Raw genomic sequence first — 25,323 nt, 5'->3', positions numbered from 1 at the left:
GTGGGCTCACACGGGCCGGGTGGCGGACCGCGCCGCTCGGCAAGGGTTCTAGCACCGGGGGTGCCCCGAGGGTCCTCGATCCCCCTTACGTTCCAGACCGGAACGGCGTGGAACACGCGGGGCCGCGATCGTGTCGCCGGCGCGCCGGGCGCGCGGTCGGAGGCGCCCCGCGGGAAATCGCTGGGCCGGAGCGGCGAGCGCAAGAGCGCCGCGCCGGCGGGTCGCGCCGCGCGCGGAAGGCACGCGAGGTGCACCGCCCGGCGACCGAACCCCGTCCCGAGGAGCCTCTCCCGATGACCGGATCGCCCCGTGAGCTCGACCTTCGCAAGCTGCCGCCGGAGCTGCGGCACGGCCTCGTGTTCCAGACCTTCGACGCGCTCGGACCGGGCGAGGCGCTCGTGATCGTGAACGACCACGACCCGGCGCCGCTGCTGCAGCAGTTCCGGTTCGTGCGGCCCGGCCAGGCGGAGTCCGAGTACCTCGAGCGCGGCCCGGCCGACTGGCGCGTCCGCATCGCGAGGAGAGCGAGCCCCTGACCACGGACGGCGCGGGCCGGCCCCGCGCTCGCGGAGCCGGCCCGGACTCACCGCGCGCCAGGCGTCCTCACCTCGACGCGCTCTTCGGGGCGTCCTTCACGAGCTCGACGTCGAGCGTGATGGCGATCTCGTCCCCGACCGCCGGGCCGGCCTCGACGAGCTTGTTCCAGGAGAGGCCGTAGTCCTTGCGGCTGATCTTCGTGACGGCCGAGAACGCGCGGCGGGTCTCGCCGTACATGCCCTTCACCTCGGGCGACGTCGTCACGTCGAGGGTGACGGGCTTCGTGACGCCGTGCAGGGTGAGGTCGCCCGCGACCTTCAGCTTGTCCTTGCCCGCCTTGGTGACCTTGGCCGACTTGAAGGTGATGGCCGGGTACTTCGCCGCGTCGAGGAAGTCGGGCGACTTGAGGTGCGCGTCCCGGTCGGCGACGCGGGTATCGATGCTGTTCGCGTCGATCGTCACCTCGACCGTGGAGCGCGCCGGATCCGCGTCGTCGAGCTGCGCGACGCCCGAGTACTTCGTGAACTCGCCGCGGACCGTCGAGATGACGAGGTGCTTCACGGCGAAGCCGACCTGCGAGTGGGACGCGTCGACGTTCCAGGCGGCAGGCGCGGCGAGCGCGAGCATCGGGGCGACGGCGAGCAGCGAGGCGAGGAGCTTCTTCATGTTCGGCCTTCCTTCGGGAGAGCGTTGGGGGCCGCGGCGGCGGTCTCATCGGCGGGGCGGGGCCTTCTCTCGGCCCTCTCCCGCTGCCGCTCGGCACGGGAGCATTCTTGGCGGCGTTCCCGATGCGGCGCAATCGGCGCCTTAGCACAGGTCTGTTCCAGGATTGGAACGGTCGGTCCTGCCGGTCGGCGCGACCGCGTCGGACCGCGCCGCATTCGCGCGCACGTGCGCGGGCCGGCGGCGATCCGCGCCCTCGGCGCCGTTCGGGCGAGCGTCACTGCGCGCGGCCGTCCACGCGGATCGGTGAGCCAGAGGAGCGCACGGGTGATCTCCTCACCACGATGCGGGCACGCCGATCGTCCGAACCCGAAGGCCCTCGTCCGCAATGCGAAGGTGAGCGCGCCTCGGAGCGTATCGTGGGGTGGACCGGTCGAGGCGTGCGCGACGAGAGGCCGGGCTCGGGCAGGCTCGTCGCGCGGCGCGACCCGGCCGGCGTGGAAGGAGGCAGGGCATGTTCCCCGCATCGAGAGGCGTATTCGGGAGGGGTCTCGCGCTCGCGCTGGCGATGGCGCTGGCGAGCGGCATCGCACGGGCCGCACCGCCGCAGGCACCCGCCGAGGCTGCGGCATTCGAGGTGGACGCGAAGGTCGTGCTCGCTGCGTTCGTCGCCCTCGCGGACGGCCACCTTCGGAAGATGGCGGACTCGCTCCAGGTGCTCGCGCTGTCCGAGCAGACGCGCTCCGCCGACTGGGCAAACATCGAGCGCCAGCTCGGCGAGATCGCCAAGCTGAACGACGCCGCGCTCAACTGGTTCGCCCTGCCAGACGGGTCGTACTGGAGCGTCCAGAACGGCCGCGAGAAGGGAAACCTCTCCACGCGGGCCTACTTTCCGAAGGTCCTCGCAGGGGAGACCGTGATCGGCGACCTCGTCGTCAGCAAGGCGACGGGCAAGGGCGTCGCCATCGTCGCCGTGCCGGTGAAGGGTCGCGACGGCGTCGTGTCCGGCGTCCTCGGCGCGTCGATCTACCTCGGCAAGCTGAGCGCCCGGATCCGCGAGGAGATGAATGTCGGAGACGACCTCATCTTCTACTCGTTCGACGCGACGCCGCTCCTCGCGATCGTATGGGATCCCACGCTCGTCTTCACGAACCCGAAGGAGCTCGGCCCCGAGGTCGACAAGGCCTTCACGGAGATGCTGTCGAAGAAGGAGGGCGTGGTTCGATATACGTTCCGTGAACGCCAGCGGACGGTCGTGTTCCGCAAGTCCGCCGTGACCGGGTGGTGGTACGGGTTCGGCGTCGTAGAGGCGCCGCAGAGCGCCCGCGCCGAGACGCCGCCGGGGAAGGCGGGCGCGACGCGGTGACGGCGGGGCGCGGCGCGCTCGGCGCGACGAGCCGCGCCGCCGTCAGGGCTTGATGAACGTCCCCGCGCGGAGCTCCGCGAGCGCCTCGGCGATCTCCTCGCGGGTGTTCATGACGAACGGGCCGTAGCGTGCGTACGGCTCGCGGAGCGGCTGCGCCGACAGGAGCAGGAAGCGCGCGCCCGCGCCGCCGGCGTGGACGCGGACGACGTCACCGTCCTCCAGGATGGCGAGGTGCGGGGCGCGGATGGCGGGCCCGCGCGAGGGCGCGGCGCCGCCCACGCTCACCTCTCCCTGGAAGACGTAGAGGATCGCGGTGTGGCCGCGCGGCACCGGCTGCTCGAAGGTCCGGCCGGCAGGGAGCGCGATGTCGAGGTAGGTCGGTCCCGCGAAGATCTCGCGGACCGCGCCGGGAACGCCGTCCACCTCGCCCGCCACCACGCGGATGCGGGCGCCGTCGGGGCGCGCGACCTCGGGGATCGCGCTCGAGGGCACGTCCTGGTAGCGCGGCCGGGTCATCTTGAGCTTCGCGGGCAGGTTCACCCAGATCTGGAAGCCGTCGAGCCGGCGCGGTCCGACCTTCGGCATCTCCTCGTGCAGGATGCCGCTCCCCGCGGTCATCCACTGCACGTCGCCCGCCCCGATGACGCCCGAGCTCCCGAGGCTGTCCCGATGGGCAACGCTGCCGTCGAGCATGTAGGTGATGGTCTCGATGCCCCGGTGCGGGTGCATGGGGAAGCCGGCGACGTAGTCGTTCGCGTTTTCCGACCCGAAATGGTCGAAGAGGAAGAACGGGTCGAGGTGGTCGAGCCGCTCCGTGGCGATGCTGCGCTGGAGCCGCACGCCTGCGCCGTCGCTCGTCGCGACGGGGGTCACCACGTCCTTCAGTCCTCGCTCGATCATGGGTCTCTCCGACGGGATCCATAACCGCCGAGGCGATCGGGACAAGTCGCGCGCGCGCACCACCGTGTCCCGCGGCGCGGAACAATCCCGGCTCGAGGCTCCTCGCGCGAGGGCCGTTCGCTCGCCCCGCGCGTCGCACCCGGCGGCGCGGCCCTGCCCGCCAGCCGCGATTGCGGGGCCCCGCGAGACGCGAGCAGCGTTACCCTTCGCCCGAGGAGCCGCATGCGCCTTCCCGGAAATGGAGCTCGAGGCCGCCGGACCGAGCGCGAGACGAGCGTGGAGGGGCGCCCGCGGCTCGGCCGGAACGTGATCGCGCTCGCGGTGGTGAGCTTCCTCACCGACGTCTCGAGCGAGATGATCTACCCGCTCCTGCCGCTCTTCCTGTCGAGCGTGCTCCACGCGAGCGCGAGCGCGGTGGGGCTCATCGAGGGAACTGCGGAGACCACCGCCGCGCTCCTCAAGCTCGCCAGCGGGTGGTGGTCGGATCGGGTCCGGAGGCGCAAGCCGCTCGTCCTCCTCGGCTACGTGATCTCCTCGTTCGCGCGCCCGCTCGTCGCCGTCGCGCAGGCGGCCTCGCAGGTTCTCGTCATCCGGGTCGTGGACCGCGTCGGCAAGGGCGTGCGGACGTCGCCGCGCGACGCGCTCATCGCGGACTCGGTCGCGCCGTCCATCCGCGGCAGGGCCTTCGGCCTCCACCGGGCAGGCGACCACGCGGGCGCGGTCGTCGGGCCGCTCATCGCATTCGCGATCCTGACGTGGTGGACGGGCGCGCCGCTCCGGCGCGTCTTCTGGCTGGCGGCGATCCCCGGCGTGCTCTCGGTGCTGGTCCTCGCATCCGCCGTGTCGGAGGTGCCGCGCGAGGTGGACGGGAGGCGCGAGGCCCCCGCCGCGTCAGGCCCGCTGGGTCGAGGGTTCTGGCGCTACCTCGTCGTGCTCCTCGTCTTCACGCTCGGCAACGCGACCGACGCGTTCCTCCTCCTGCGCGCCTCCCAGCTCGGCGTGAACCAGGCGCTCACCCCGATCCTCTGGGCGCTGCTGCACGTCGTGAAGTCCCTCTCCAGCACCCCCGGCGGCGCGCTCTCGGATCGGGTCGGACGCAAGCCGCTCATCGTCGTCGGCTGGGCGGTCTATGCCCTCGTCTACTTCCTCTTCGGCCACGCGAGCGCAGCGTGGCACGCGTGGGCCCTCTTCTCCCTGTACGGCGTCTACTTCGGGCTCACCGAGGGAGCGGAGAAGGCGCTCGTGGCCGACCTCGTCCCGCCCGACCGGCGCGGCGCCGCGTTCGGCTGGTACAACCTCGCGATCGGGCTCGGCGCGCTCCCGGCCTCGGTGATCTTCGGCCTGATCTGGGACCGGCTGGGATCTCCCGCCGCGTTCGCCTACGGCGCGACGCTTGCGTTCGTGGCGGCGGTCGCGCTCCTCGTGGTCGTGCCCGGCAGGCGCGAGGCTCGTGGACGCTGACGGGCGAGGGGGTCGAGCGCCGGCAGGGCGCGCGAGAAGGCGAGGGCGGAGCGGCGGGGGGCGCTCGGGTCCCGGGACGCGGGGCCCGCCGACGGTCGTCAGGGACGCGTGGCGGCCTTCGGGCGGGCCTCTCCGAACCGGAGGGCGGTGTCGGCGGGAAGCTTGCGGAGCTGCTCGATCCGCAGCACGGGAGGCGACCACGAGACGGCGATCCGGACCTCGACCTTGTCCCCGACGCGCACGTCGTCGAGCGCGGCCTCCGGCGAAACGTCGAACGGCATCACCATCGAGCCCATCCCCACCACCGTCCCCGCCTCGTTCGCGAAGTCGTCGATGGGCTCGTGACGGATGGAGACCTGCCGCGCCGCGGCGGAGAGCCGCACGATCTCGCCGCGCACGGTGTAGCGCCGCGCGTTCGCAGGCGCGGCGTCTCCGGAGCGTGAGCCACCCTCGCGGCAACCCGGGCCCGTCGCGAGGAGCGCGCCCGCGAGCGTCAGCATCACCGGATAGAGCCACTTCAGCCACGCGGTACGGGTCGGACCGGAGGTCATCCCGTCATCTTCATCGCCGCCTGCCGCGGCCGCATGCGGCATGGTGTCACCTCGCGTGCTCCCCCGGCCCCTCCGCGATCAGGTCACGCAGCACGACGGCGCCGTTGTGCTCCCGGTCGCGCGCGCCGTAGACGAGCGTCACCGTACGGTGCGCTGCGCGGCGGCCGAGCTCCGCGAGGAGCACCTGCGCCGGGCCCGTCCCGAGCTCGGCGTGGTAGCGCCGCGCGAACTCGCGGAAGCGGGCGGGGTCGTGCCCGAACCAGCGCCGGAGCCCCGGGCTCGGCGCGAGGTCCTTCGCCCACAGGTCGAGCGCGAGCGCCTCCTTCTTCACGCCGCGCGGCCAGAGCCGGTCCACGAGCACGCGGTAGCCATCGCTCCGCTCGGGCCCGTCGTAGGCGCGCTTCAATCGGACCATCCGTTCCTCGCCCGCGTTATACGGGGGCGCACACCGTCGCGCGCGAGAAACGCGACCGCGAGCCAGGAGGAGTGCGTTCATGATTTCCGAGGAGATTCGCGCAGCGCTGACGCAGGAGGGCTCGGCCGCCTTCGTGACGGAGGGGCCGGCGGGGCCGCACCTCGTCGCGACGTGGAACAGCTACCTCCGCGTCCTCGACGACACCACCCTCGCGTTCCCCGCCGGCGGCTACCGGCGGACGGAGGAGAACGTCCGGAGCGGCAGCGGGGTGCAGATGATCCTGGGGGCCAAGCACCCGAAGGGCGTCGGCTTCCGCCTCTCCGGACGCGCCGAGTTCCAGGTGGGCACGCCGGTCCACGAGCAGCTGAAGCGGGACTTCCCCTGGTGCCGGGCCGCCGTGCTGCTCCACGTGGCGCAGGCGGAGAAGGTGCTCGGGTAAGGCAGAGACCGGTCGACCTGGATCGCTACTGCGGCGCACGCTGGCTGGCTGCGCCGGGCAGACTCCTCCCTGCGCTGCTCGACGGGCCTTCCAGGCCCGCCTGCGCTGCTCGGTCGTCTTGTGCCCGGCTCGCCGACGCCATCGCGCGCCTCGTGACGCGACCAGATCAACCGGGCTCCGCTGGAGTCGGGGCGCGCGCCGCCCTCCCGGGAGGCGGACGCTCCACCTTCGCGTGCGCGTGAGATGCGGCCGGCTCCGGCGGCTACGCCAGGGCGGCCGTCGCGCTGCACGCCTCGGCGCACGAGCGGCACGCGTTGGCGCAGGCCTTCATCTGCGCGTCGCCCGCGAACTCCTCGCAGGACTCCTCGCAGGCCTTGCAGATCTCCGCACACGTCGCGCACTGGTGGGCGTGGAACGCGGACTCGCGTGACATGAGCGCCACGCTCATGCGGCAGCTCTCCGCGCAGTCCATCAGGAGCTTCACGTGATCGGCGGCCGCGTGCTCGCCGCCCTTCTGCAGGCAGTGCGCGAGGGTCTGCTCGCAGACGCTGAAGCACGACAGGCATTCCTGGATGGACCGCCGCATCTGCTCGGCCATGTGGCTGAAGTGCGGCGTCGCCTGGAAGGTCGCCTGGAAGCCTTGCTGCCCGCTGACGGTGGCCATGTCCCCTCCGCTTTGGTTTCGAGGGTTCGGAGGGGAACATTGGGGGGACGGGCCTTCGGGACAAGCCGGGCGGAGTGCCCGGCCCGTGCGTGAGCGCCCCGGCGCCGGCTCCCTACTGCTTCTCGACCACGCCGCAGGCGATGCGCGCGCCCGAGTTGCCGGCGGGATCGGTCTTCTCGTCGTCGGGGTCGGCGTGGATGACCAGGGCCGTGCCGTCCGGGCCGAGCAGCGAGCCCTCGCCGGCGCCCAGGGTGGCCCCCTTCGCGGTGAAGGTCGCCTTCGCCTTGCCGTCCTTCCCCACCGTGAGGTTCGGCAGGTCGCCGGCGTGCACGCCCTCCGGGTTGTGGACGCCGTGCTTCTTGCCGAACGGGTTGAAGTGACCGCCGGCCGACTTGAAGTCGGGCGGCTCGCACTTGGCCGCTCCGTGGAGGTGGATGCCGTGCTTCCCCGGCGGGAGCCCGGCCACCGCGACCGCGAGCTTCACGCCGCCGCGAGTCGGCGTGAGCGTGGCCGTCCCGACCTCCTTGCCGTCGGCGTCCTTCAGGACCGCCTTCGCGGCGGGAGCGGCGGCGGTGACGGTGAGTGGAACGGCGAGAGCCAGGAACAGGGAGAACGCTCGAGTCGTCATGCGCGACAGGTACGGCGGGCGTGTTGCCGCGGCTCGGACCGGAAGGGTGCGCCCTTTCGCGGGCAGTGCACCTCGATCCAGGGGCAGGGATCCGCCGAAGCTCACGGCCGGCAGACCCGTGTGGCGGACGTCCGCAGAGTGTGGCGAACGGTCGCGGGCGCGGCAGAGTGTCGCGTCGTCCGATGATCCCGAACAATGGATTGGGCAATCACCGCCGATCCTCGGGCCTGACGCATTGCAATCGGGCCCCGTTCCTCTGCTACTGTCCGCCGCACGCCGCTCGGACCACGGTCACTGTTCTCCTCACAGTGCGCTCCCACGCGCACCCGCCCCGCGAGGAACACCCCATGGCGACGCCCGCCCTGAAGGCTCATCCCGACACGCTCCGCACCCTGCCCGGCGACGACGTCCGGCAGCTCATGTGGCGGTTCGCGGAACGGTACGACCTGCAGATGCTGGTGCAGTCCGCGCGCGGCGTCGCGCGCGGCCCGGTCGCGCGCCTCGTCGCGGAGGGCGGGAGGAACGAGCACGAGTGGACCGCGCGCAAGAACGAGCTCCTCGCCCACTACGACGCGTCGGGGATCACGGCGGCGTTCATGGAGCCGGAGGAGGGCGGCTTCATCGCCGGCCCGAAGAACCTCGCCCTCGCGCTCGCCGCCTTCGAGCTCGCCTGGGTGGACGCGGGCGCGGCGACCGGCGCCCTCGCCGGCTTCCTGGGCCTGTCGCCCATCCACGAGCGCGGCACGCCCGAGCAGGTGCGCCACTACATGAGCCTCGCCGCGCCCGCGAAGCCCGGCGAGGACCGGCGGCCCTGGCGCGCGGCGTTCGCGCTCACCGAGCCCATTCCCTACGTCGGCGTGGACACCGGCATGCTCTCCGGGAAGGTGAGCGTGGCGGAGTGGAAGGAGGGCGAGGAGCCCGTGCTGCGGGTCGAGAAGCGCGGCCGGTTCATCACGAACATGGGGTTCGCGAACTTCGTCACCGCCGCGGTGGACACCGACGATCCGCGCATCAAGTCCTCGTGCCTCGTCATCCTCGAGGAGACGGACGCGGGGACGTTCGACCGCGGCACCCCCACGAAGAAGCTCGTGCACCAGCTCTCCTCGACGAGCGATCCCATCTTCAGCCTGCAAGTTCCGGCGAGCCGCATCGTCGGCGGGTACACCGTGAAGGACGGCGTCATCGTCCCGAGGTTCGACCACTCCGAGGTGATCGAGGCGGTGTTCCGGCGCACGCGCGTGACGGTCGGCGTCATGACCTCCGCGAAGCTGCTCAGCGCGATCGAGCCGGTCATCCGCTACCAGCGCGGGCGGTTCCGCGGCGCCGAGCAGGCCGCGCCCGGATCGGTGCGCTACGAGCTCGGCATCCAGCAGCGCGAGGACGCGCTGCACCGGCTCGTCGAGGTCTGGGCGGCGGGCGAGGCGGGCGCGTCGCTGGGCTTCGCGACGGCTCGCCTGTTCGACGAGCTCGATCCGCTCGAGCGGCGCAAGGACGCCGCGCTCGCGGCCCAGGGCATCTCCGGCATGAAGGCCACCCTCAAGTGGACGAAGGCCCTCGAGCAGAAGGGGCTCGAGCTCCTGGAGCTCGAGGCGCACCCCCGCGGCGAGAAGCAGGAGGCGCGCATCGCGGAGCTCCGCGCCGACGAGCTCGTCCGGTTCGCGCTCCTCGACGCGCAGGCGAACGTCCTCTGCCCCGCGACGAAGCTCTGGAACACCGGCGTCGGCGCGAGCGTGATGCGCGAGGCGGTCTCGCTCATGGGCGGCTACGGCATCACGGAGGACTGCCCGGGGTTCCTCGGCCAGAAGTGGATGGACGCCCAGCTCGAGGCGACCTACGAGGGCCCCGAGGCCGTGCAGCGCCGGCAGCTCTCGGTGACGATGGCGAACCCGCTCTTCCTCGCGCAGCAGAAGGCGTGGGTCCGCGAGCTGCGCCACGTGGCGGGCGCGCATCCGGGCACCGGGGCCTGCGCGCTCGCGTCGGCGATGGAGCTCTGGCTCTGGACGTACCGGCACCTCGAGCGGTCGACGGACGCGGACGGCGCGAAGCTCGTCCAGTCGCCGCGGCAGGGGGTGACCTTCAAGCTCGCGGACGCGCTCGGCTGGCTCATGGCCGCGCGCAGCCAGATCCTCGACGCGGTCGTGCTCGCCGAGGAGGGCGCGCCGGTGCTCGGCGAGGCGCACGCGGGCACGGCCCGCTTCTTCGCGGACCTCTGCCACGTCCAGGCGGCGCGCGCCGCGGGCGAGGTGGGGCGCATCTGCGCCGAGCTCGTCCACGGCTACAACCGCCACCCGTCGTGGGACGCGGAGGGGTGCGCGGCGTGCTGGTCGGCGAGCGACGCCGAGGCGCTCGAGGGGATCATCCCAGGCCTCGCGGGCTGCACCGGCGACGTGGTCGCCGAGGGCGGCCACCCGGACAAGGAGGGCCCCTGCGCCTCCTGCCAGGGCATCAGCGACTTCCGGACGATGCGGGTGAAGATCGACGGGTGCCTGACGGGCGCGTTGCTCGCGAAGGACCGCGCTGCGGAGGCGCTCTCGAAGGTGATGATCCCCGAGGCGCTCGACTACCCGCAGTAGCCGCGGCGGCCTTCGTCGCCAGGGAGACGCCATTGCAGCCCCTCGGGACCCAGGAACAGCCGGAGCGCCAGACGATGTCCGTGGACATCGCCTGCGTCGGCTTCGGGCCGGCCACGGCCGGCTTCCTCACCACCCTGTCGCGCCGCCTCTCCGCGTCCGACCTCCCGCCACTCGAGAGCGCCGCGGCGCCGGGCCTGCCGCTGCAGGTGGTCTGCTACGAGCGCGCCGACGACCTCGGCTTCGGCGTGTCGGGCGTCGTGACGCGCGCCCGCGGCCTGCGCGCCGCGTTCCCGGACCTCGACGGCGCGCAGATCCCCATGGCGGCGAGGGTGAAGGACGAGCGCGTCCTCTACCTGCTCGATCCCCTCGGCGCGAGCCGCCGGTCGGCCTCGCTGCGCGCGGCGGATCGGACCATCCGCGCGCTGCGCGGCGTGCTGCCCTTCGCCGACGAGGCGCTCGAGCTCCCCTTCACGCCCGAGTTCCTGCACAAGCAGGACGGTTTCGTCTTCTCGATGGGCCAGCTCATGCAGTGGATGAGCGCCCAGGTGCTCGCGTCCGGCGCGGTCCAGCTCTGGCCGGGGACACCCGTCGCGCGGGCGCTCGTCGAGGACGGCAAGGTCCGGGGCGTCCGCCTCGTCGACCAGGGCGTCGATCGCCAGGGGCTCCCGGACGCCGCGTTCATGCCGGGCATGGACGTCCGGGCCGCGCTGACCGTCGTCGGCGACGGGCCGGTCGGCGCGGTCGGGCGCCAGCTCGACGCCGAGCTCGGCATGCCCCCCGGGAACGCGCGGCGCGAGTGGGCGGTCGGCATGAAGTTCGTGGTCGACCTCCCGGAGGAAACGCGCCTCGAGCCGGGCACGGTGCTCCACACGCTCGGGTTCCCGGAGCCGGAGATCTTCGGGTTCCTGTACGTCCACCCGGATCACGTCGCGTCGGTCGGCATCTTCGTCCCGAGCGGCTTCGCGTCGCCGGCGCGCACGACCTATCGCTACCTACAGCACTACGTCCAGCACCCCGCGATCTGGCGGCACCTCGAGGGCGCGCGCCTCCGGTCCTGGGGGGCGAAGTCGCTCCTCGAGTCCGGGCGGCGCGGCGAGCCGTTCCTCGCGGGCGACGGGTTCGCGCGGATCGGCGAGGGCTCCGGCTCGACGAACGTCCTCACGTCCTCGGGCGTGGACGAGGCCTTCACGACGGGCGTCCAGCTCGCGGAGGGCGTCATCGCGCTCCTAGAGGCGGGGAGGCCGCTCACGAAGGAGGGCCTGGAGGAGGCCTACGTCGCCCGTCGCCGCGCGAGCTGGATCGAGGCGGAGGCGAGGATCGCCGAGAAGGCGCGCGACGGCTTCCAGCGCGGGTTCGTGCCCGGCCTCGTCGGGATGGCGCTCGCGGGCCTCACGCGCGGCAGGGTGTCGCTCGGCCACGAGCCGCCGCACCCGGCCGACGCGGTCGGCACGCTGGAGGACTTCTACGCGGGCCGGATCCCGGCCGAGGAGCTCGCGCGGCTGCGGGCGGAGTGCGAGGCGAGGGGCGTCCCGCTGCACGACGCGCTCATGGATCGCGCCGGCTGGCCGGCCGTGCCGCTCGACGGGAAGCTCCTCGTGTCGCAGCAGGACGCGCTCCTCATGGGCGGCAAGGTCCAGGCGCCCCCCGGCTACGCGGATCACGTCGGGTTCCGCTCCGCCGAGCGCTGCCGCGCCTGCGGCAAGCGCGTCTGCGTCGAGATCTGCTCGGCCGAGGCGCTCCGGCCGGGCGCCGACGGCGTGCCGAGCTTCGATCGCGAGAAGTGCGTCCACTGCGGCGCGTGCCTGTGGAGCTGCACCGGACGCCTCGAGGGGACCGACGAGGTGAACCTCGAGCTCCGCGCCGGGACGGGCGGGCTTCACTCCGCGGAGAACTGATCGCAAACCCCGCCCCCGCCGCTCGCCGGCGGGCGCGCACGACGAGGAGCCCATGAGCACCGGATACCAGATCGTCGTCCTCGGGAGCGTCGTCCCGGACCCGCTCCAGACCCTCGAGCCCGCCCAGACGCCGCAGGGGCCGGGCCTCAAGAACGAGCTCATGCTGCCGCACGTGCTCGACCCGTGGGCCGCCCACGCGCTGTACGAGGCGGCGAACCTCGCGGCGCGAACGCCGGGCTCGAAGGTGACGCTCCTCTCGCTCGGCCCGAAGGCGAAGCTCCAGCAGGTCATGATGGCGGTCGGCCAGCGGGTCCCCTTCGAGCTCGTCGCGCTCGACGGCCCCGCCGGCGGCTTCACCGATCCCCACGAGGTCGCGGCGAGGCTCGCCGACGCCGTGAAGGCGCTCCCCGGCCTCGATCGCTCCCGGCTGCTCCTGTTCGGCGGCTGGGAGTCGGCCTCGCGCGGTGCGGGCGTCACCCTCCAGCTCGTCGGCGAGCGGCTCGAGATCCCCGATCAGTTCCAGGGCGTCGACCAGCTCACGCCAGGTCCGGACGGCGCGTTCGAGGTGCTCGAGCGCGTGGAGGGCGGGAGGCACCAGGTGTCCTCCTGCGCCGGCGCCCCCGCGGTGCTCGGCTGGGCGACCGGCAGCCTCGGCGAGCCCAAGAACAACCCGCAGGTCGGCATGGCCAACATGCGCGCGATCATGCCGGCCCTGCAGAAGGCCGCGCCCGCGCCGGTCGGCACCGGTCGCGTCGAGTACCTCTCGGTCGCCGTGCCGAGGACGCAGCGCGAGACCCGCATCGTGAAGGACATGAGCCCCGACGACGTCGCGCGCGAGCTCGTCGAGTGGATCGCCCAGGACTAGCGCGAGGGAGCCCGACCATGGACACCGTCCTCCTCCTCACCCACACCGAGGCCGATGGCGGCCTCCCGCGCGCCGCGCTCGAGGCGCTCTCCGCGGCGCGCGCTGTCGGCGGGCCGCTCGCCGTCGGCCTGTTCGGCGCCTCCGTCGAGCGGGCGGCCGCGGCGCTCGCGGGCGCAGGCGCCACGAAGGTGCTCGCCGTCGAGGGCCCCGCCTTCGACGACCCGCGTTACGGCACCGACGCGGCGGCCGCCACGGCGCTCGCCAAGGCCTCCGGCGCGACCGTCGTCGTCGCGCCCGCGACGAGCCGAATGGCGCGCGTGGCGGCCGGGGTCGCGCAGCGGCTCGGCGGGCGCGTGGACACCCACGTGACGCAGGTCGCGTCCGACGGCGGCGTCGCCATCACCCGCTGGTTCTACAAGCAGCGCATCGAGGCGAAGCTCCGGCGCGAGGAGCGCCCCTGGGTGCTGCTCGTCGATCCGGGCGCGTACCCCGCGGCGACGGTCGAAGGCGGCGCCTCCCCCGTGGTCGAGCGGCTCGCGCTCTCCGCCGACGGCCTGACGCGGACGAAGGTCCTGGGGCTGCGGGCGCCCTCGTCGGGCGAGCAGACGATCCGCCCCGACGCGAAGCTCCTCTTCGTCGCCGGGGCGGGCTGGACGAAGAAGCAGGCGTCCGGGAAGCCCGAGCCGGAGCGCGCCGAGCAGCTCATCCTCGGCCTCCTGCGAAGCGCCGGCGCCTCGCTCGGTTCGTCCAAGTCGCTCGTGGATCAGGCGGGGGAGGGGCAGAAGGTGTTCGAGTTCATGACACACCTGAACCAGGTCGGCCAGACCGGCTCCACCCCTCGCCATCCCAAGGGGCTCGCGACCTGCTGCCACGGTGAGGAGCCGCACGTCGTCGGCTGGCGCTTCATCCGCGAGCGGCGCGCGGTGAACCTCGACGCGGGCTGCGGGTGGGCGAGGGGCAAGGCGGACGTGCTGTACGTGGCGGACGCCTTCGCGGTGATGGAGAAGGTGAACGCGCTTCTCGCCGCGAAGAGGTGACGAACCTCGACCGGCCGGCGCCGGACCAGGCCCCGCTCCTCTCGCGTCGCCGGGTTCGCGGAGCCGGCAGACGAGCGCTCGCGCCAGGCAGCCCTTTGCCGACACCGCCCGGACGGTGTATGGCTACGCCCGCATGAAGACGCTCACCGAGCTCAGCGGATCCCTGATTAGGACGGCGGCGGCCGCGGTCGCCCAGGCCCGGCGTTCACTCCCGGCCGAGGAGAAGCCGGCCGCCCCCGTCGCCGCGGCCGCCGAGGCGCCGGCCCCGGCCGCGCCGGAGGGCGCTGTCGCCGAGGCGCCCACCGAGGCGCAGGAGGCCGCGCCGGTCGAGGCCGCTGCGCCCGCCGAGACGGCGGAGGCAGCGCCCGCGGCGACGGCAGAGGCGCCGAAGCCCGCGGCGGAGGGAGAGAGCGAGGCGGTCAAGGCCGCGCTCGACGCCGCAGTGGCGACGGCCACGGGCCTGTCGGGCGATCGGCTCGCCATGCTTCGCGCCGCCGTCGAGGTGGTGGGGCGCCGGGCCGAGGACGTGCGGCTCGTCCGCGTGTTCGGCGTCGAGGAGCCGGTCCCGGGCGCGAAGACGAGCGGCGGTCACCAGTACCTCGTGGACTTCTTCCCGCAGAGCATGAAGCAGACCGTGAGCTCTCCCCGCGACGAGCGCGGCGGCCGCGGTGGCCGTGGCGGTCGCGGTGGACCCGGCGGCGGTCGGGGAGGCGGCGGTGGCGGCCGCGGCGCTGGCGGCACCAAGGCCGGCGCGACCGGCGGCTTCTCGATGGACTCGCTCCGCGAGGATCGCAAGAACGAGCGCGGTCGCGGACGGCCGGGCGGCGGTGGCCGGAGGCCGGGTGGCGGCGCCGGTGGCGGTCGTCCGGGCGGTGCCCCGAAGAAGTAGCCTCGCGCAAGGACCCACCCGACGAGCATGCACGATCCCCTCGCACCGCTCCTGGCGGACGGCGTCATCGAAGAGGTCTGCGCGCGCCTCAAGAGCGGCAAGGAGGCGGACCTCTGGCTCGTCCGCCACGGCGGCGAGGTCGTCGCCGCCAAGGTCTACAAGGCGCGCGAGGCGCGGAGCTTCCGGAACAACGCCGGCTACAAGGAAGGGCGGCAGGTCCGCGACTCGCGCATGCAGCGCGCGATGGACCGGGGCAGCCGCTTCGGGCAGGCCGCCGCCGAGGAGGCGTGGAAGGCGAAGGAGGCCGACGCGCTCCACGCGCTGCACGCCGCCGGCGTCCGGGTCCCCAGGCCGGTGATGTTCTACGAGGGCGTGCTCCTCATGGAGCTCGTCGTCGACGCGAACGGACACCCAGCGCCGCGCCTCGTGGACGCGCAGGTCGCGCCCGAGGAGGCGGCGGCGCTCTACGCCGACCTGCGCAGCCAGATCGTCCGGATGCTCGGGTGCGATCTCATCCACGGCGATCTCTCGCCCTACAACATCCTCCTCGGCTGGAACGGCCCGGTGGTGATCGACTTCCCGCAGGTGGTCGGCGCCGCGCACAACAGCCAGGCGGAGTCGTTCTTCCAGCGCGACCTCGAGAACGTGCGGCGGTTCTTCGCCGGCATCGCCCCCGAGCTCCACGCCGCCTCCGGGGACGGGCACGAGATCTGGCGCGCGTACGTACGGCGCGAGCTCAGCTCCGACTTCGTGCCGAGTGGCCGGCCGCCGGAGCCCGCCGCGCGGGGAGGCGAGAGGCAGGGACAGCGGCACGGGCGCGGTCACGGCGAGCGTCACCCGCAGCGGCCGCAGCAGCAGGAGCCGCGCCGGGATCGCGTCTGGCAGGAACGGCGGGAGCGGCCGGCGCACGCGCCCCCGGCGCGCGAGACCCACGCGCCCGCGCAGCCGCGCGCCCACCACGAGCCCTCCGGGTCCGGGCCGCGGCAGATTTCGCACCTTTCGCCCGGCGCACGCCACGAGCCGACCACGCAGCAGGCCGGACAGCGTCCGGCGCAGCCCGGACAGCGCCAGCAGCAGCAGCCGGGACAGCGCCAGCAGCAGTCCGGGCCGCGCCAGCAGCAGCAGTCCGGGCCGCGCCAGCAGCAGCAGCAGTCCGGGCCGCGCCAGCCGCAGCAGCCCGGACCGCGCCAGCCGCAGCAGCCCGGACAGCGCCAGCCGCAGCAGCAGTCCGGGCCACGCCAGCCGCAGCAGCCCGGACAGCGCCAGCCGCAGCAGCAGTCCGGACCGCGCCAGCCGCAGAACGCGCCGCGCGCGGGCGGACCGCGGCAGCCTGGACGTGGCGGACCGGCCCGTCGCCGCGACGCTCCCGCGCCGGAGGTGATCCGCGTGAGTCGTCCGCCGCTCGGCCCGGCTGCACCCGTCGCACCGCAGCAGGGCAGACCCTCCGGTCCGCCTCCCGGCGCTCCGCGCGGGGAGGGGCCGTCCCCCCAGCACGAGCGCCGTCACCCGCACCGCAGGCGCGGGTAGAACATCGGTCGAGCCGGCGAGGCGCCCGGCGCGTCAGCGTCGCTTCGGCTTCGCCTGGAGCTCGATCGCCACCGGCGTGCTCTTGTCGAAGTCGAAGCGCGCGCGGATCTCGTCTCCCTCGCGCAGGTCCGACAGCTTGGCCGGACGGTCGTCGAGCGTCACGCGGGTCTCCTCCGCCACGTGAAGCTCTGCGGCGGGCGCGCCCTCGCGCGCGATGGTGACGCTGCGCCCCATCCCGAGGAGCCCATCGCCGACCGACTTCACGGTGCCCTTCACCTCGAACGGATGGTCGCTGGCGATGGGCGAGCGAGCGGCCGCCGGGCTGGCGGGCCGCTGGGTCTCGCGCGTGGACGTCGCGCAGCCCGCGAGCCCCGCGGCGAGGACGAGCGCCGACACGAACAGTGACAGTCGCATGATCTTCTCCCTCCCTGCAGAGAAGGTGGCCTCGCGCTCGGCGGGCGGCCACCGGCGCGGCCCGTGCGCCCCGCGGCGAACGCTTCAGGCGCCCTCGACGCGGTCGCGGAGCCGGTAGCCGACGCCCGGCTCGGTGACGAGCAGGCGGGGCCGGGCGGGGTCCGCCTCGACCTTCTTGCGGAGCTCGGCCATGTGCACGCGGACGTAGTGCGCCTCCGTCGCGTTCGGACCCCACACCTCCCGCAGGATCTGACGGTGGGTGAGCACCTTTCCGGCGTGTCGCGCGAGCAGCGCGAGGAGGCGGAACTCGGTCGGCGTGAGCCGCACCTCGCGACCGTCCACGGTCACCTCGCGCCGGGCGAGGTCCACGCGGAGCGGTCCGGCCTCGATCACGGCGGGCTCGCCGGGCCGCGCCTGGGCATGCCGCAGCGCGACCCGGAGCCTGGCGAGCAGCTCGTTCACGCCGAACGGCTTCGTGAGGTAGTCGTCCGCGCCCGCGTCGAGGGCGTTCACCTTGTCCTCCTCGCGGCCTCGCGCCGACAGCACGACGATCGGCGCCGTCGTCCACTCGCGCAGGCGCCGCGCCAGATCCACCCCGTCGCCGTCCGGCAGCGTGAGGTCGAGGAGGTAGACGTCGGGGGTGTGGCTCGTCGCGAGCTGCTCGGCCTCGCGCGCCGTCTCGGCCTCGAGGAGCCGGTACCCCCGCGAGGTGAGGGCGGCGCGCAGGAACCGGCGCACCTGCGCCTCGTCGTCGACGACGAGCACGAGCGGTCCGGTCGCCGTCATGCGCTGCCTTCCGCGGGCTCGGCGGGCGGCGGCCGCTCGGACGGCAAGGGCAGGGTGAGCCGGAACACGGCGCCCCCGCCGGGGCGATTGGCGGCGACGAGCCTGCCCCCGTGCACCTGGGCGATGGCGCGGGCGATGGGCAGGCCCAGGCCGACGCCCCGGACCCCGGCGTGCGCGCCGCGGTGGAACCGCTCGAAGATCCGCTCCTCGTCGCCCGAGGGGATCCCGGGGCCGCGGTCCGCCACGTCCACGGAGAGCGTACCCCCGTCGCGCTCCGCGCGGATGTCGAGCGGCGAGCCCGGGGGCGTGTACTTCGCGGCGTTCTCGAGGAGGTTCCTGAACAGCTGCTCGAGCAGCACCGGATCGATCGAGACGAGCGGCAGATCGTCCGGCAGCGTGGTCGTGACGGGCCTCCCCGCGAGCCGGCGCTCGAGCCGGGTGAGCGCCCCGCCGATCACCTCGACGAGCGGCACCCACTCGCGCTTCGGCTCCACGGTGCCGGAGTCGAGCCGGGTCATGTCGAGCAGGTTCGCGACGAGCCGCTCGAGCCGCTCCGCCTCCTCGCAGATCGCGTCCGTGAGATCCCTCCGCGTGGCGGCATCCAGCTCCGCCTCGGCGCGCAGCGTCGAGGCGGCCCCAGTGATGGCCGCGAGCGGCGTCCGGAGATCGTGGGAGACCGAGGAGAGGAGCCCGCTGCGCAGCTCCTCGGTCTTCGCCCGCAGCGCAGCCTGACGCGCCTCCGCGGCGAGCCGCACGCGATCGAGGGCGAGCGCCACCTGGCGCGCGAGCGCCTCGAGCAGCGTGTGCTGCTCTGCGCCGAGCCCGCGCTCGCCCTCGGTCCGAAGGGCGAGCACCGCGAGGACGTCACCCCACGCGCGCACGGGTGCGCAGATCACCGGCTCCCCGGGGAGGGTGTCGGTCCCGCGCCCGGCGGGCTGCCCGTGCGCGGCGACCCACTGCGCGACCGCGCGCTCGGACGGGCTGAGCGCCGCCTCGCGCGGAACCGCCGCGAGGTCGGAGAGATCGCCGTCGCCACGTACGCGCAGGAACACGACCTCGACGTCGAACGCCTCGGCGATCGCCCTGGCGCACACGGCCGCGACGCCCTCGTCGTCGAGGGCCGCGCCGAGCTCGCGGCTGATCCCATACAGCGCCGAGGTCCTGCGCTCGCGGCCGACCGCCGCCGCCTGCTGCTCGCGCAGCCGCAGCGTGAGGGTGCCGATGACGACGCTCACGCCGAAGAGCATCACGAAGGTGAGGAGGTAACGCGCGTCGGACACGTTCAGCGTGTACGGCGGCGGCACGAAGAAGAAGTCGTACGAGACGACCGCCAGCGCCGCCGCCAGGACGGAGGCGCGGCGTCCGGTGGTGAGCGCCGCGATCATCACCCCGAGCAGGAACAGCATCTCGACGTCGGGGACGCCGAGGAGCGCCCGCGCCGCGCGCGCCACGGCGGTGGTCAGCGCGATGACGACGAGCGCCCGCAGGTAGCCGGCGCCGCGCGCGGGCGCTCGCTGCACCGCAGAAACGCGCTCGTGATCCTCGTCGGCCCCGCCGGCGAGCACGGTCACCTCGATGTCCCCGCTGCCGCGGATGATGTCGTCGAGGAGGGAGCCGCGAAGCCGGTCGCGCCAGCGCGGGTGGCGCGGCTTGCCGAGCACGATGCGCGTGACGTTGCGCCGCCGGGCGAACTCCAGGATCGCGTCCGGGACGCCCACCCCCGTGAGCCGCGCGACCTCCGCGCCGAGCGACTCGGCGAGGCGCAGGTGGGCCTCGAGGCGTTCGCGATCCTCGTCGCCGAGCGGCGGCCTCCCCGAGGCCTGCACCGACGCGGCGACCCAGGGAGCTCGCAGGCCCGCCGCGATCCGGCGCGCGGCGCGGACGAGCCGGGCCGAGTCGGGCGCGGGGCCGACGCACACGAGGACGCGCTCCGCGGTGGGCCAGGGCACGTCCACCCCGTGCTCCGCGCGATACTCGAGGACGTCGGAGTCCACGCGCTCCGCCATGCGGCGCAGGGCGAGCTCGCGGAGCGCGAGCAGGTTCCCGCGCTGGAAGAAGTGCTCCCGGGCGCGCTCCGCCTGCTCGGGCAGGTACACCTTGCCTTCCCGGAGGCGCTGGAGGAGCTCCTCCGGCGCGACGTCCACGATCTCCACCTCGTCCGCGCGCTCCAGGATGGAGTCGGGCACCGTCTCGCGCACGGGGACGTGCGTGATCTGCTCCACCACGTCGTTCAGGCTCTCGACGTGCTGGACGTTGAGGGTCGTGTACACCTCGACGCCCGCGTCGAGCAGCTCGACCACGTCCTGCCAGCGCTTCGCGTGGCGCGAGCCGGGGGCGTTCGTGTGCGCGAGCTCGTCGAGGAGGAGGATGCGGGGGCGGCGTGCGAGCGCGGCGTCGAGGTCGAACTCCTCGAGCACCCGGCCGCGATACGGCAGCGCACGCCGCGGCAGCATCTCGAGCCCGAGCATGAGGCCGGCCGTGTCGTAGCGGCCGTGGGTCTCGATCGCGCCGATCACCACGTCGACCCCCTCGGCCTCGAGGTCCCGCGCGACCTGCAGCATGCGATACGTCTTGCCCACGCCGGGCGCGAAGCCGAAGAAGATCTTGAACCGCGTGCGCGCCTCGCGCCGCGCCTCGGCCGTGACGCGCGCGAGGAGCGCGTCCGGATCCGGGCGCCCCGGCTGCCGTGTCATGGCCGCGCTCCAGTCACCTCCGAACCCAAGCCATCACTGGCCGAGCCCGTCAAGCGCCAGGTTGAGCGCGAGGACGTTCACCCGGGGAGCCCCGAAGAGCCCGAGGAGCGGCCGCTCGACGTGCGCCTCGACGAGCGCGCGCACCCGGTCCGGCGGAAGGCCGCGCGCGCGCGCGATGCGCCGCACTTGATAGAGCGCCGCGGCGGGCGACACGTGCGGGTCGAGCCCGCTGCCGGAGGCGGTCACGAGATCCACCGGCACGGGCGCGACGTTCCCGGGGTCGGCCGTCCGGAGCGCCTCGACGCGGCGGCGAACGGCCGCGACGAGCGCGGGGCTCGTCGGGCCCAGGTTCGATCCCGCGGACGCGAGGCCGTCGTAGGGCACGCGGGTCGTCGCGGAGGGCCGGCTCCAGAAGTACCGCGGCGAGGTGAATGGCTGCCCGACGAGCGCCGAGCCGGCGGGGCGAGCGCCGGCGCTCACGACGCTGCCGGTCGCCTGCGCGGGGAACAGCACGCGCGACAGGCCGGTCACCACGGCCGGGTAGACGCCGCCGAGGAGGAGGGTGAAGGCGGCGAGCAGCACGGAGACGGCGCGGATCACGGGCACCTCTAGGCCAGGTGGAGCGCAGCGAGCGCGAGGTCGATGAGCTTGATGCCCGCGAAGGGCAGGACGAGCCCCCCCAGCCCGTAGAGCAGCAGGTGCCGCGCGAGGATCGCGCTCGCCGGCGCGGGACGGTAGGCGATGCCGCGGAGCGCGAGCGGGATGAGCGCGACGATCACGAGCGCGTTGAAGATGACGGCCGACAGGATCGCGCTCGCGGGCGAGTGGAGCCGCATGACGTCGAGCGCGCGGAGGGGCGGGTAGGTCGTGGCGAACGCCGCGGGGATGATGGCGAAGTACTTGGCCACGTCGTTCGCGATGCTGAAGGTCGTGAGCGCCCCGCGCGTCATGAGGAGCTGCTTTCCGATCTCGACGATCTGGATGAGCTTCGTCGGGTTCGAGTCGAGGTCGACCATGTTGCCGGCCTCCTTCGCCGCCTGCGTGCCCGTGTGCATGGCGACGGCGACGTCGGCCTGGGCGAGGGCAGGCGCGTCGTTCGTGCCGTCGCCGGTCATGGCCACGAGGTGGCCCTTCGCCTGCCAGCCGCGGATGTGCGCGAGCTTCATCTCCGGCGTGGCCTCGGCCAGGAAGTCGTCGACGCCTGCCTCCGCGGCGATGGAGGCCGCGGTGAGGGCGTTGTCGCCGGTGATCATGACGGTGCGGATCCCCATTCGCCGCAGCTCGGCGAACTTCTCCGCGATGCCGCCCTTCACGACGTCCTTCAGCTCGATCACGCCGAGCGCCCTGCTCCCGTCGGCGACCACGAGCGGCGTCGCCCCGCGGCGCGCGACGTCCTCGGCGATCGTGCGCACGGTGTCCGGGAGGCGTCCACCCTCCGCCTCGACGAACCGGGCGACGGCGTCCAGCGCCCCCTTCCGCACGCGGCGGGCGCCGACGTCGACGCCGCTCATCCGCGTCTGGGCGGCGAAGGGGACGAACAGCGCGCCGGGCTCGAGCGTCCGCCCGCGGAGCCCGTGCCGCTCCTTCGCGAGCACCACGATGCTGCGCCCCTCCGGCGTCTCGTCCGCGAGGGACGCGAGCTGCGCCGCGTCGGCGAGCGCTCGCTCCGCGACGCCGTCGCCCGGCAGGAACGCAGTGGCCTGGCGGTTCCCGAGGGTGATCGTCCCCGTCTTGTCGAGGAGGAGCACGTCCACGTCGCCGGCGGCCTCGACGGCGCGGCCGGAGGTGGCGATCACGTTCGCGCGGATCATCCGGTCCATCCCGGCGATCCCGATCGCGGAGAGGAGCCCGCCGATGGTCGTTGGGATGAGGCACACGAGGAGCGCGACGAGCACCGTCAGCCCCACCGGCGCCCCGGCGCCGGCCGTCCGGACCGCGTGGACCGAGAACGGCAGGAGCGTGGCGGTCGCGAGGAGGAAGACCAGCGTGAGCGCGGCGAGCAGGATGTCGAGCGCGATCTCGTTGGGGGTCTTCTGGCGCTTCGCGCCCTCCACGAGCCCGATCATCCGGTCGAGGAACGACCCGCCAGGCTCGGCGGTGATGCGGACCACGAGCCAGTCGGAGAGGAGGCGCGTCCCGCCCGTGACCGCGCTCCGATCTCCGCCGCTCTCGCGGATGACGGGGGCGCTCTCGCCGGTGATGGCGCTCTCGTCCACCGACGCGATCCCCTCGATCACCTCGCCGTCGCCGGGCACGATCTGGCCAGCCTCCACCCAGACGACGTCCCCCGGGCGGAGGCGAGCGGCGGGGACGTCCTCGCGCGGCGAGGCGCGGGACGGGGTCGCGAGCCGCGTCGCCACCACCTCGCGGCGGGCGCGGCGCAGCGTGTCGGCCTGCGCCTTCCCGCGCCCCTCGGCGATCGCCTCGGCGAAGTTCGAGAACAGCACGGTGAACCAGAGCCAGGCGGCGACGGCGAGGATGAACCCGGCGGGCGCGTCGCCCCGCCCGGTCACGAGCGCGTGGAGGAAGAGCGCGGTCGTGAAGGCGCTGCCGACCTCCACCGTGAACATCACGGGGTTGCGGACCAGGGTTCGCGGGTCGAGCTTCCGCAGCGCGTCGAGCAGAGCGGCCCCGACGACCGTTCGTGGAAGCAGCGTCCGGCTTCGGGCAGGCGGATGGGCGGCGACGTCCATGGATCACCAGGAGTGGAGCTGCAGGTGCTCCACGATCGGCCCGAGCGCGAGCGCAGGCAGGAACGTGAGGGCGCCCACGAGGAGGACGGTCCCCACGAGCAGCCCGGCGAAGAGCGGGCCATGGGTCGGGAGCGTCCCTGCGCTCGGCGGAACGGTGCGCTTCTGCGCGAGCGCTCCCGCCATGGCGAGGACGGGGACGAGCACCCCGTAACGACCGACGAGCATCGCGACGTCCGTCGCGCGCGTCCAGAACGGTCCGTCCGCGGTCAAGCCGCCGAACGCGGAGCCGTTGTTGTTCGCCGCCGAGGAGAAGGCGTAGAGGAGCTCGCTGAACCCGTGGGCCCCGGGGTTCGCCGCCGCGGCCGCCGCGGAGGGGACGAGGCACGCGAGCGCCGTACCGCCGAGGACGACCGCCGACGGCAGGAGGATGGCGACGCTCGCCAGCTTGATCTCCCGAGCCTCGATCTTCTTGCCGAGGTACTCGGGGGTGCGGCCGACCATCAGGCCGGAGACGAACACCGCCACGACGACGAACAGGAGCATCCCGTACAGCCCGGAGCCGACGCCGCCGAACACGACCTCGCCGAGCTGCATGAGCCACATGGGCCAGAGGCCGCCGAGCGGCGTGAGGCTGTCGTGCTGCGCGTCGACGGAGCCGTTCGACGCGGCCGTCGTCGCCGCCGCCCAGATCCCGGCGTCCACCGGTCCGAGGCGCGCCTCCTTGCCCTCCATGTTTCCGCCCGCCTGGAGCGGCCCGGGCTGCTCGTCCACGCCGACCGCCGTGATCGCCGGGTTACCGGCCTGCTCGGCGGCGACGGTCGCCATGGTGAGCGGAACGAGGATGACGAGCATGGCCGAGTACAGCGTCCACGCGTGCCGCCGATCCCCCACCCACCCGCCGAAGGTGAAGCACAGCGCCGCCGGCACGAGGAGGATGGCGAGCGCCTCCGCGAGGTTCGTGAGCGGCGTCGGGTTCTCGAAGGGATGCGTCGAGTTCGCGGCGTAGTAGCCGCCTCCGTTGGTGCCGAGCTGCTTGATCGCGACCTGCGAGGCCACGGGGCCCATCGGGATGGCCTGCTCGACGACCGGCCGACCGCTCGCGTCGGGCACCGGGTCGCGGAGCGGCCATCGCCCCACGCCACCGAAGGACTGGACCACCCCCTGCCCGGCGAGCAGCAGGGCGAGGCCGAGCGACAGGGGGAGCAGGACGTGCAGCGTGCTCCGCGTCAGGTCGACCCAGAAGCTGCCGAGCCCCTGCGTCGAGCGGCGCACGAGCCCGCGCGTGAGCGCGGCGAGCACCGCGATCCCCGTCGCCGCCGAGAGGAAGTTCTGGACCGCGAGCCCTGCCATCTGGACGAGCGGGCTCAGCGTCGCCTCGCCGCCGTAGCTCTGCCAGTTGGTGTTGGTGACGAAGCTCACGGCGGTGTTCACGGCGACGTCGCGCGGGACCGCGGCGAGCCGCCCCGGGTCGAGCGGCAGCGCCGGCTGGAGCCGCTGCAGCGCGTAGAGCAGCAGGAGCCCGGCACCGTTGAAGGCGAGCACGGCCGCCGCGTAACGGCGCCAGCTCATCTCCTCCGCGGGATCGACGCCGGCGAGCCGGTAGACCGCGCGCTCCACGGGGCCCAGCAGACGTCCCACGAGCGGGGCCTCGCCGCGCATCGCGCGGCCGATCCAGCCGCCGAGCGGGACGGCCAGCACCGTGAGCGTGCCGAAGAACACCGCGATCTCGGCGTACGCCGCCCCGGTCACGAGAGCCTCTCCGGGAAGAGCAGCGCGAACACGAGGTACACGGTCAGGCCGAGCGCGAGCGCGCCGGCGATCGAGGTGAGGATCGTCACGCGGTCCTCCGGGCGCGGGCGAACGCCCGGACCTCGAGCCAGAGCTCCCGGCCCGTGACGAGCACGCACGCCGTCGCGAAGCCGAGCGTCGAGCCGCCCCAGCGGCCAAGGTGAGCGATCTCCCCGATCACGGGGACGAGGTTCACCGCGAGGAGCATGGCCAGGAGCACCAGATCTCCGCGGGCGGGCACGGACGCGGCCGCGGTGCCCTCTCGCGAGGTGACGACGAGTCGAAGTCGGCCGGGTCGTGACGGCATAATCTCTCCTCACCCTGGAGCGTACGGGCGGGGAGGTCAGCGCCGGGTCAAGCTTCGTCGCCGCGCCGTCAGCGTCCCGTCAACGAACACGGCGGCCGGCGGAGGTCGCGCTCGCCCGGCACCGGGCACCTTGACGCCGCCTTGATACGGGCATGCGCAGTCTTGATGCCGGGCCGAGGTCCCGGCCGCGAAGCTCTCCGTGCACATGGCAAACCCCCCGCTAGAGCCCCTC

The 25,323-nt window shown here is 73.8% G+C and carries 24 protein-coding genes; 10 read left to right on the top strand and 14 right to left on the bottom strand.

Annotated elements, in window-relative coordinates:
* Nucleotides 1–293: 293 nt before the first annotated feature.
* Complete coding sequence (locus MLV88_RS02550) at nucleotides 294–536, top strand: DUF2249 domain-containing protein (RefSeq protein WP_242336339.1); 243 nt, start codon at nucleotides 294–296, stop codon at nucleotides 534–536.
* Nucleotides 537–603: 67 nt separating this feature from the next.
* Here the strand turns inward: MLV88_RS02550 and MLV88_RS02545 are convergent, their stop codons facing one another.
* Nucleotides 604–1,203 carry a YceI family protein gene (locus MLV88_RS02545; RefSeq protein ID WP_242336342.1) on the bottom strand — a complete coding sequence of 200 codons (600 nt, stop codon included), beginning with the start codon at nucleotides 1,201–1,203 and terminating at the stop codon, nucleotides 604–606.
* A 511-nt stretch (nucleotides 1,204–1,714) separates the two neighbouring features.
* Here MLV88_RS02545 and MLV88_RS02540 point away from each other — a divergent pair.
* Nucleotides 1,715–2,566, top strand: coding sequence for a PDC sensor domain-containing protein (locus tag MLV88_RS02540; protein WP_243336742.1), 852 nt, complete (start codon nucleotides 1,715–1,717; stop codon nucleotides 2,564–2,566).
* A gap of 42 nt (nucleotides 2,567–2,608) precedes the next feature.
* Here the strand turns inward: MLV88_RS02540 and MLV88_RS02535 are convergent, their stop codons facing one another.
* On the bottom strand, nucleotides 2,609–3,466 hold the full coding sequence (locus MLV88_RS02535; RefSeq protein WP_242354887.1) for a pirin family protein: 858 nt from the start codon (nucleotides 3,464–3,466) through the stop codon (nucleotides 2,609–2,611).
* A gap of 222 nt (nucleotides 3,467–3,688) precedes the next feature.
* On the opposite strand from MLV88_RS02535, the gene MLV88_RS02530 reads away from it, so the two are divergent.
* Nucleotides 3,689–4,927: an MFS transporter gene (locus MLV88_RS02530; protein ID WP_242354889.1), complete on the top strand. Its 1,239-nt coding sequence runs from the start codon at nucleotides 3,689–3,691 to the stop codon at nucleotides 4,925–4,927.
* Between the two features lie 98 nt (nucleotides 4,928–5,025).
* Here MLV88_RS02530 and MLV88_RS02525 read toward each other — a convergent pair whose 3' ends face one another.
* Nucleotides 5,026–5,478, bottom strand: coding sequence for a copper-binding protein (locus tag MLV88_RS02525; protein ID WP_242354891.1), 453 nt, complete (start codon nucleotides 5,476–5,478; stop codon nucleotides 5,026–5,028).
* 46 nt (nucleotides 5,479–5,524) lie between these two features.
* Nucleotides 5,525–5,893: a DUF488 domain-containing protein gene (locus MLV88_RS02520; protein WP_242370814.1), complete on the bottom strand. Its 369-nt coding sequence runs from the start codon at nucleotides 5,891–5,893 to the stop codon at nucleotides 5,525–5,527.
* Nucleotides 5,894–5,972: 79 nt separating this feature from the next.
* Between MLV88_RS02520 and MLV88_RS02515 the strand changes: the two genes are divergently transcribed.
* Entirely contained in the window at nucleotides 5,973–6,332 is a 360-nt protein-coding gene (locus MLV88_RS02515) for a pyridoxamine 5'-phosphate oxidase family protein (RefSeq protein ID WP_242336358.1), read from the top strand.
* 262 nt (nucleotides 6,333–6,594) lie between these two features.
* On the opposite strand, the gene MLV88_RS02510 is transcribed toward MLV88_RS02515, so the two are convergent.
* Both MLV88_RS02510 and MLV88_RS02505 read right to left on the bottom strand, forming a co-directional pair.
* Nucleotides 6,595–6,996, bottom strand: a complete 402-nt coding sequence (locus MLV88_RS02510; RefSeq protein WP_242354895.1) for a four-helix bundle copper-binding protein — start codon at nucleotides 6,994–6,996, stop codon at nucleotides 6,595–6,597.
* A gap of 112 nt (nucleotides 6,997–7,108) precedes the next feature.
* Nucleotides 7,109–7,624, bottom strand: a complete 516-nt coding sequence (locus tag MLV88_RS02505; RefSeq protein WP_242354898.1) for a superoxide dismutase family protein — start codon at nucleotides 7,622–7,624, stop codon at nucleotides 7,109–7,111.
* A 347-nt stretch (nucleotides 7,625–7,971) separates the two neighbouring features.
* Between MLV88_RS02505 and MLV88_RS02500 the strand changes: the two genes are divergently transcribed.
* From MLV88_RS02500 to MLV88_RS02475, 6 genes are all read left to right on the top strand, one after another.
* Nucleotides 7,972–10,197: an acyl-CoA dehydrogenase gene (locus MLV88_RS02500; RefSeq protein ID WP_242336366.1), complete on the top strand. Its 2,226-nt coding sequence runs from the start codon at nucleotides 7,972–7,974 to the stop codon at nucleotides 10,195–10,197.
* 74 nt (nucleotides 10,198–10,271) lie between these two features.
* A complete protein-coding gene (locus tag MLV88_RS02495; RefSeq protein WP_242354900.1) occupies nucleotides 10,272–12,092 on the top strand; it encodes a 4Fe-4S ferredoxin in 1,821 nt (606 codons plus the stop codon).
* Nucleotides 12,093–12,144: 52 nt separating this feature from the next.
* Nucleotides 12,145–12,957 carry an electron transfer flavoprotein subunit beta/FixA family protein gene (locus MLV88_RS02490; RefSeq protein ID WP_242336372.1) on the top strand — a complete coding sequence of 271 codons (813 nt, stop codon included), beginning with the start codon at nucleotides 12,145–12,147 and terminating at the stop codon, nucleotides 12,955–12,957.
* A gap of 17 nt (nucleotides 12,958–12,974) precedes the next feature.
* Nucleotides 12,975–13,994 (top strand): electron transfer flavoprotein subunit alpha/FixB family protein, encoded by a 1,020-nt coding sequence (locus MLV88_RS02485; protein WP_242336375.1) that lies wholly within the window; start codon nucleotides 12,975–12,977, stop codon nucleotides 13,992–13,994.
* Nucleotides 13,995–14,127: 133 nt separating this feature from the next.
* Nucleotides 14,128–14,883 carry a translation initiation factor 2 gene (locus tag MLV88_RS02480; protein WP_242336378.1) on the top strand — a complete coding sequence of 252 codons (756 nt, stop codon included), beginning with the start codon at nucleotides 14,128–14,130 and terminating at the stop codon, nucleotides 14,881–14,883.
* Between the two features lie 27 nt (nucleotides 14,884–14,910).
* Entirely contained in the window at nucleotides 14,911–16,410 is a 1,500-nt protein-coding gene (locus tag MLV88_RS02475; protein ID WP_242336381.1) for an RIO1 family regulatory kinase/ATPase domain-containing protein, read from the top strand.
* Nucleotides 16,411–16,443: 33 nt separating this feature from the next.
* Here the strand turns inward: MLV88_RS02475 and MLV88_RS02470 are convergent, their stop codons facing one another.
* The 8 genes from MLV88_RS02470 to MLV88_RS02435 form a co-directional block, all read right to left on the bottom strand.
* On the bottom strand, nucleotides 16,444–16,824 hold the full coding sequence (locus MLV88_RS02470; protein ID WP_242336384.1) for a hypothetical protein: 381 nt from the start codon (nucleotides 16,822–16,824) through the stop codon (nucleotides 16,444–16,446).
* Between the two features lie 84 nt (nucleotides 16,825–16,908).
* Entirely contained in the window at nucleotides 16,909–17,610 is a 702-nt protein-coding gene (locus MLV88_RS02465; RefSeq protein ID WP_242336387.1) for a response regulator, read from the bottom strand.
* On the bottom strand, nucleotides 17,607–20,303 hold the full coding sequence (locus tag MLV88_RS02460) for a sensor histidine kinase (protein ID WP_242336390.1): 2,697 nt from the start codon (nucleotides 20,301–20,303) through the stop codon (nucleotides 17,607–17,609). The genes MLV88_RS02465 and MLV88_RS02460 overlap by 4 nt, the downstream gene beginning before the upstream one ends.
* Before the next feature lie 33 nt (nucleotides 20,304–20,336).
* The gene (gene kdpC, locus MLV88_RS02455; protein WP_242336393.1) at nucleotides 20,337–20,903 is read right to left on the bottom strand and encodes a potassium-transporting ATPase subunit KdpC; all 567 of its coding nucleotides are present in this window, start codon (nucleotides 20,901–20,903) and stop codon (nucleotides 20,337–20,339) included.
* A gap of 8 nt (nucleotides 20,904–20,911) precedes the next feature.
* Complete coding sequence (kdpB, locus tag MLV88_RS02450) at nucleotides 20,912–22,996, bottom strand: potassium-transporting ATPase subunit KdpB (protein ID WP_242336396.1); 2,085 nt, start codon at nucleotides 22,994–22,996, stop codon at nucleotides 20,912–20,914.
* A 3-nt stretch (nucleotides 22,997–22,999) separates the two neighbouring features.
* Nucleotides 23,000–24,745 carry a potassium-transporting ATPase subunit KdpA gene (gene kdpA, locus MLV88_RS02445; protein ID WP_242336399.1) on the bottom strand — a complete coding sequence of 582 codons (1,746 nt, stop codon included), beginning with the start codon at nucleotides 24,743–24,745 and terminating at the stop codon, nucleotides 23,000–23,002.
* Nucleotides 24,742–24,834 (bottom strand): K(+)-transporting ATPase subunit F, encoded by a 93-nt coding sequence (gene kdpF, locus MLV88_RS02440; RefSeq protein ID WP_242336402.1) that lies wholly within the window; start codon nucleotides 24,832–24,834, stop codon nucleotides 24,742–24,744. The genes kdpA and kdpF overlap by 4 nt, the downstream gene beginning before the upstream one ends.
* The gene (locus tag MLV88_RS02435) at nucleotides 24,831–25,004 is read right to left on the bottom strand and encodes a hypothetical protein (RefSeq protein ID WP_242336405.1); all 174 of its coding nucleotides are present in this window, start codon (nucleotides 25,002–25,004) and stop codon (nucleotides 24,831–24,833) included. The genes kdpF and MLV88_RS02435 overlap by 4 nt, the downstream gene beginning before the upstream one ends.
* Between the last annotated feature and the right edge of the window lie 319 nt (nucleotides 25,005–25,323).

Source organism: Anaeromyxobacter soli (assembly GCF_022808855.1).
Classification (GTDB): Bacteria; Myxococcota; Myxococcia; order Myxococcales; family Anaeromyxobacteraceae; genus Anaeromyxobacter; species Anaeromyxobacter soli.
The sequence above is the reverse complement of the archived record's forward strand: the minus strand, read 5'-3'. Positions and strand labels throughout refer to the sequence as shown.

Coding starts and splice junctions, on each gene's coding strand:
- MLV88_RS02550 (WP_242336339.1), top strand. CDS start 294: ATGACCGGATCGCCCCGTGAGCTCGACCTTCGCAAGCTGCCGCCGGAG.
- MLV88_RS02545 (WP_242336342.1), bottom strand. CDS start 1,203: ATGAAGAAGCTCCTCGCCTCGCTGCTCGCCGTCGCCCCGATGCTCGCG.
- MLV88_RS02540 (WP_243336742.1), top strand. CDS start 1,715: ATGTTCCCCGCATCGAGAGGCGTATTCGGGAGGGGTCTCGCGCTCGCG.
- MLV88_RS02535 (WP_242354887.1), bottom strand. CDS start 3,466: ATGATCGAGCGAGGACTGAAGGACGTGGTGACCCCCGTCGCGACGAGC.
- MLV88_RS02530 (WP_242354889.1), top strand. CDS start 3,689: ATGCGCCTTCCCGGAAATGGAGCTCGAGGCCGCCGGACCGAGCGCGAG.
- MLV88_RS02525 (WP_242354891.1), bottom strand. CDS start 5,478: ATGACCTCCGGTCCGACCCGTACCGCGTGGCTGAAGTGGCTCTATCCG.
- MLV88_RS02520 (WP_242370814.1), bottom strand. CDS start 5,893: ATGGTCCGATTGAAGCGCGCCTACGACGGGCCCGAGCGGAGCGATGGC.
- MLV88_RS02515 (WP_242336358.1), top strand. CDS start 5,973: ATGATTTCCGAGGAGATTCGCGCAGCGCTGACGCAGGAGGGCTCGGCC.
- MLV88_RS02510 (WP_242354895.1), bottom strand. CDS start 6,996: ATGGCCACCGTCAGCGGGCAGCAAGGCTTCCAGGCGACCTTCCAGGCG.
- MLV88_RS02505 (WP_242354898.1), bottom strand. CDS start 7,624: ATGACGACTCGAGCGTTCTCCCTGTTCCTGGCTCTCGCCGTTCCACTC.
- MLV88_RS02500 (WP_242336366.1), top strand. CDS start 7,972: ATGGCGACGCCCGCCCTGAAGGCTCATCCCGACACGCTCCGCACCCTG.
- MLV88_RS02495 (WP_242354900.1), top strand. CDS start 10,272: ATGTCCGTGGACATCGCCTGCGTCGGCTTCGGGCCGGCCACGGCCGGC.
- MLV88_RS02490 (WP_242336372.1), top strand. CDS start 12,145: ATGAGCACCGGATACCAGATCGTCGTCCTCGGGAGCGTCGTCCCGGAC.
- MLV88_RS02485 (WP_242336375.1), top strand. CDS start 12,975: ATGGACACCGTCCTCCTCCTCACCCACACCGAGGCCGATGGCGGCCTC.
- MLV88_RS02480 (WP_242336378.1), top strand. CDS start 14,128: ATGAAGACGCTCACCGAGCTCAGCGGATCCCTGATTAGGACGGCGGCG.
- MLV88_RS02475 (WP_242336381.1), top strand. CDS start 14,911: ATGCACGATCCCCTCGCACCGCTCCTGGCGGACGGCGTCATCGAAGAG.
- MLV88_RS02470 (WP_242336384.1), bottom strand. CDS start 16,824: ATGCGACTGTCACTGTTCGTGTCGGCGCTCGTCCTCGCCGCGGGGCTC.
- MLV88_RS02465 (WP_242336387.1), bottom strand. CDS start 17,610: ATGACGGCGACCGGACCGCTCGTGCTCGTCGTCGACGACGAGGCGCAG.
- MLV88_RS02460 (WP_242336390.1), bottom strand. CDS start 20,303: ATGACACGGCAGCCGGGGCGCCCGGATCCGGACGCGCTCCTCGCGCGC.
- kdpB (WP_242336396.1), bottom strand. CDS start 22,996: ATGGACGTCGCCGCCCATCCGCCTGCCCGAAGCCGGACGCTGCTTCCA.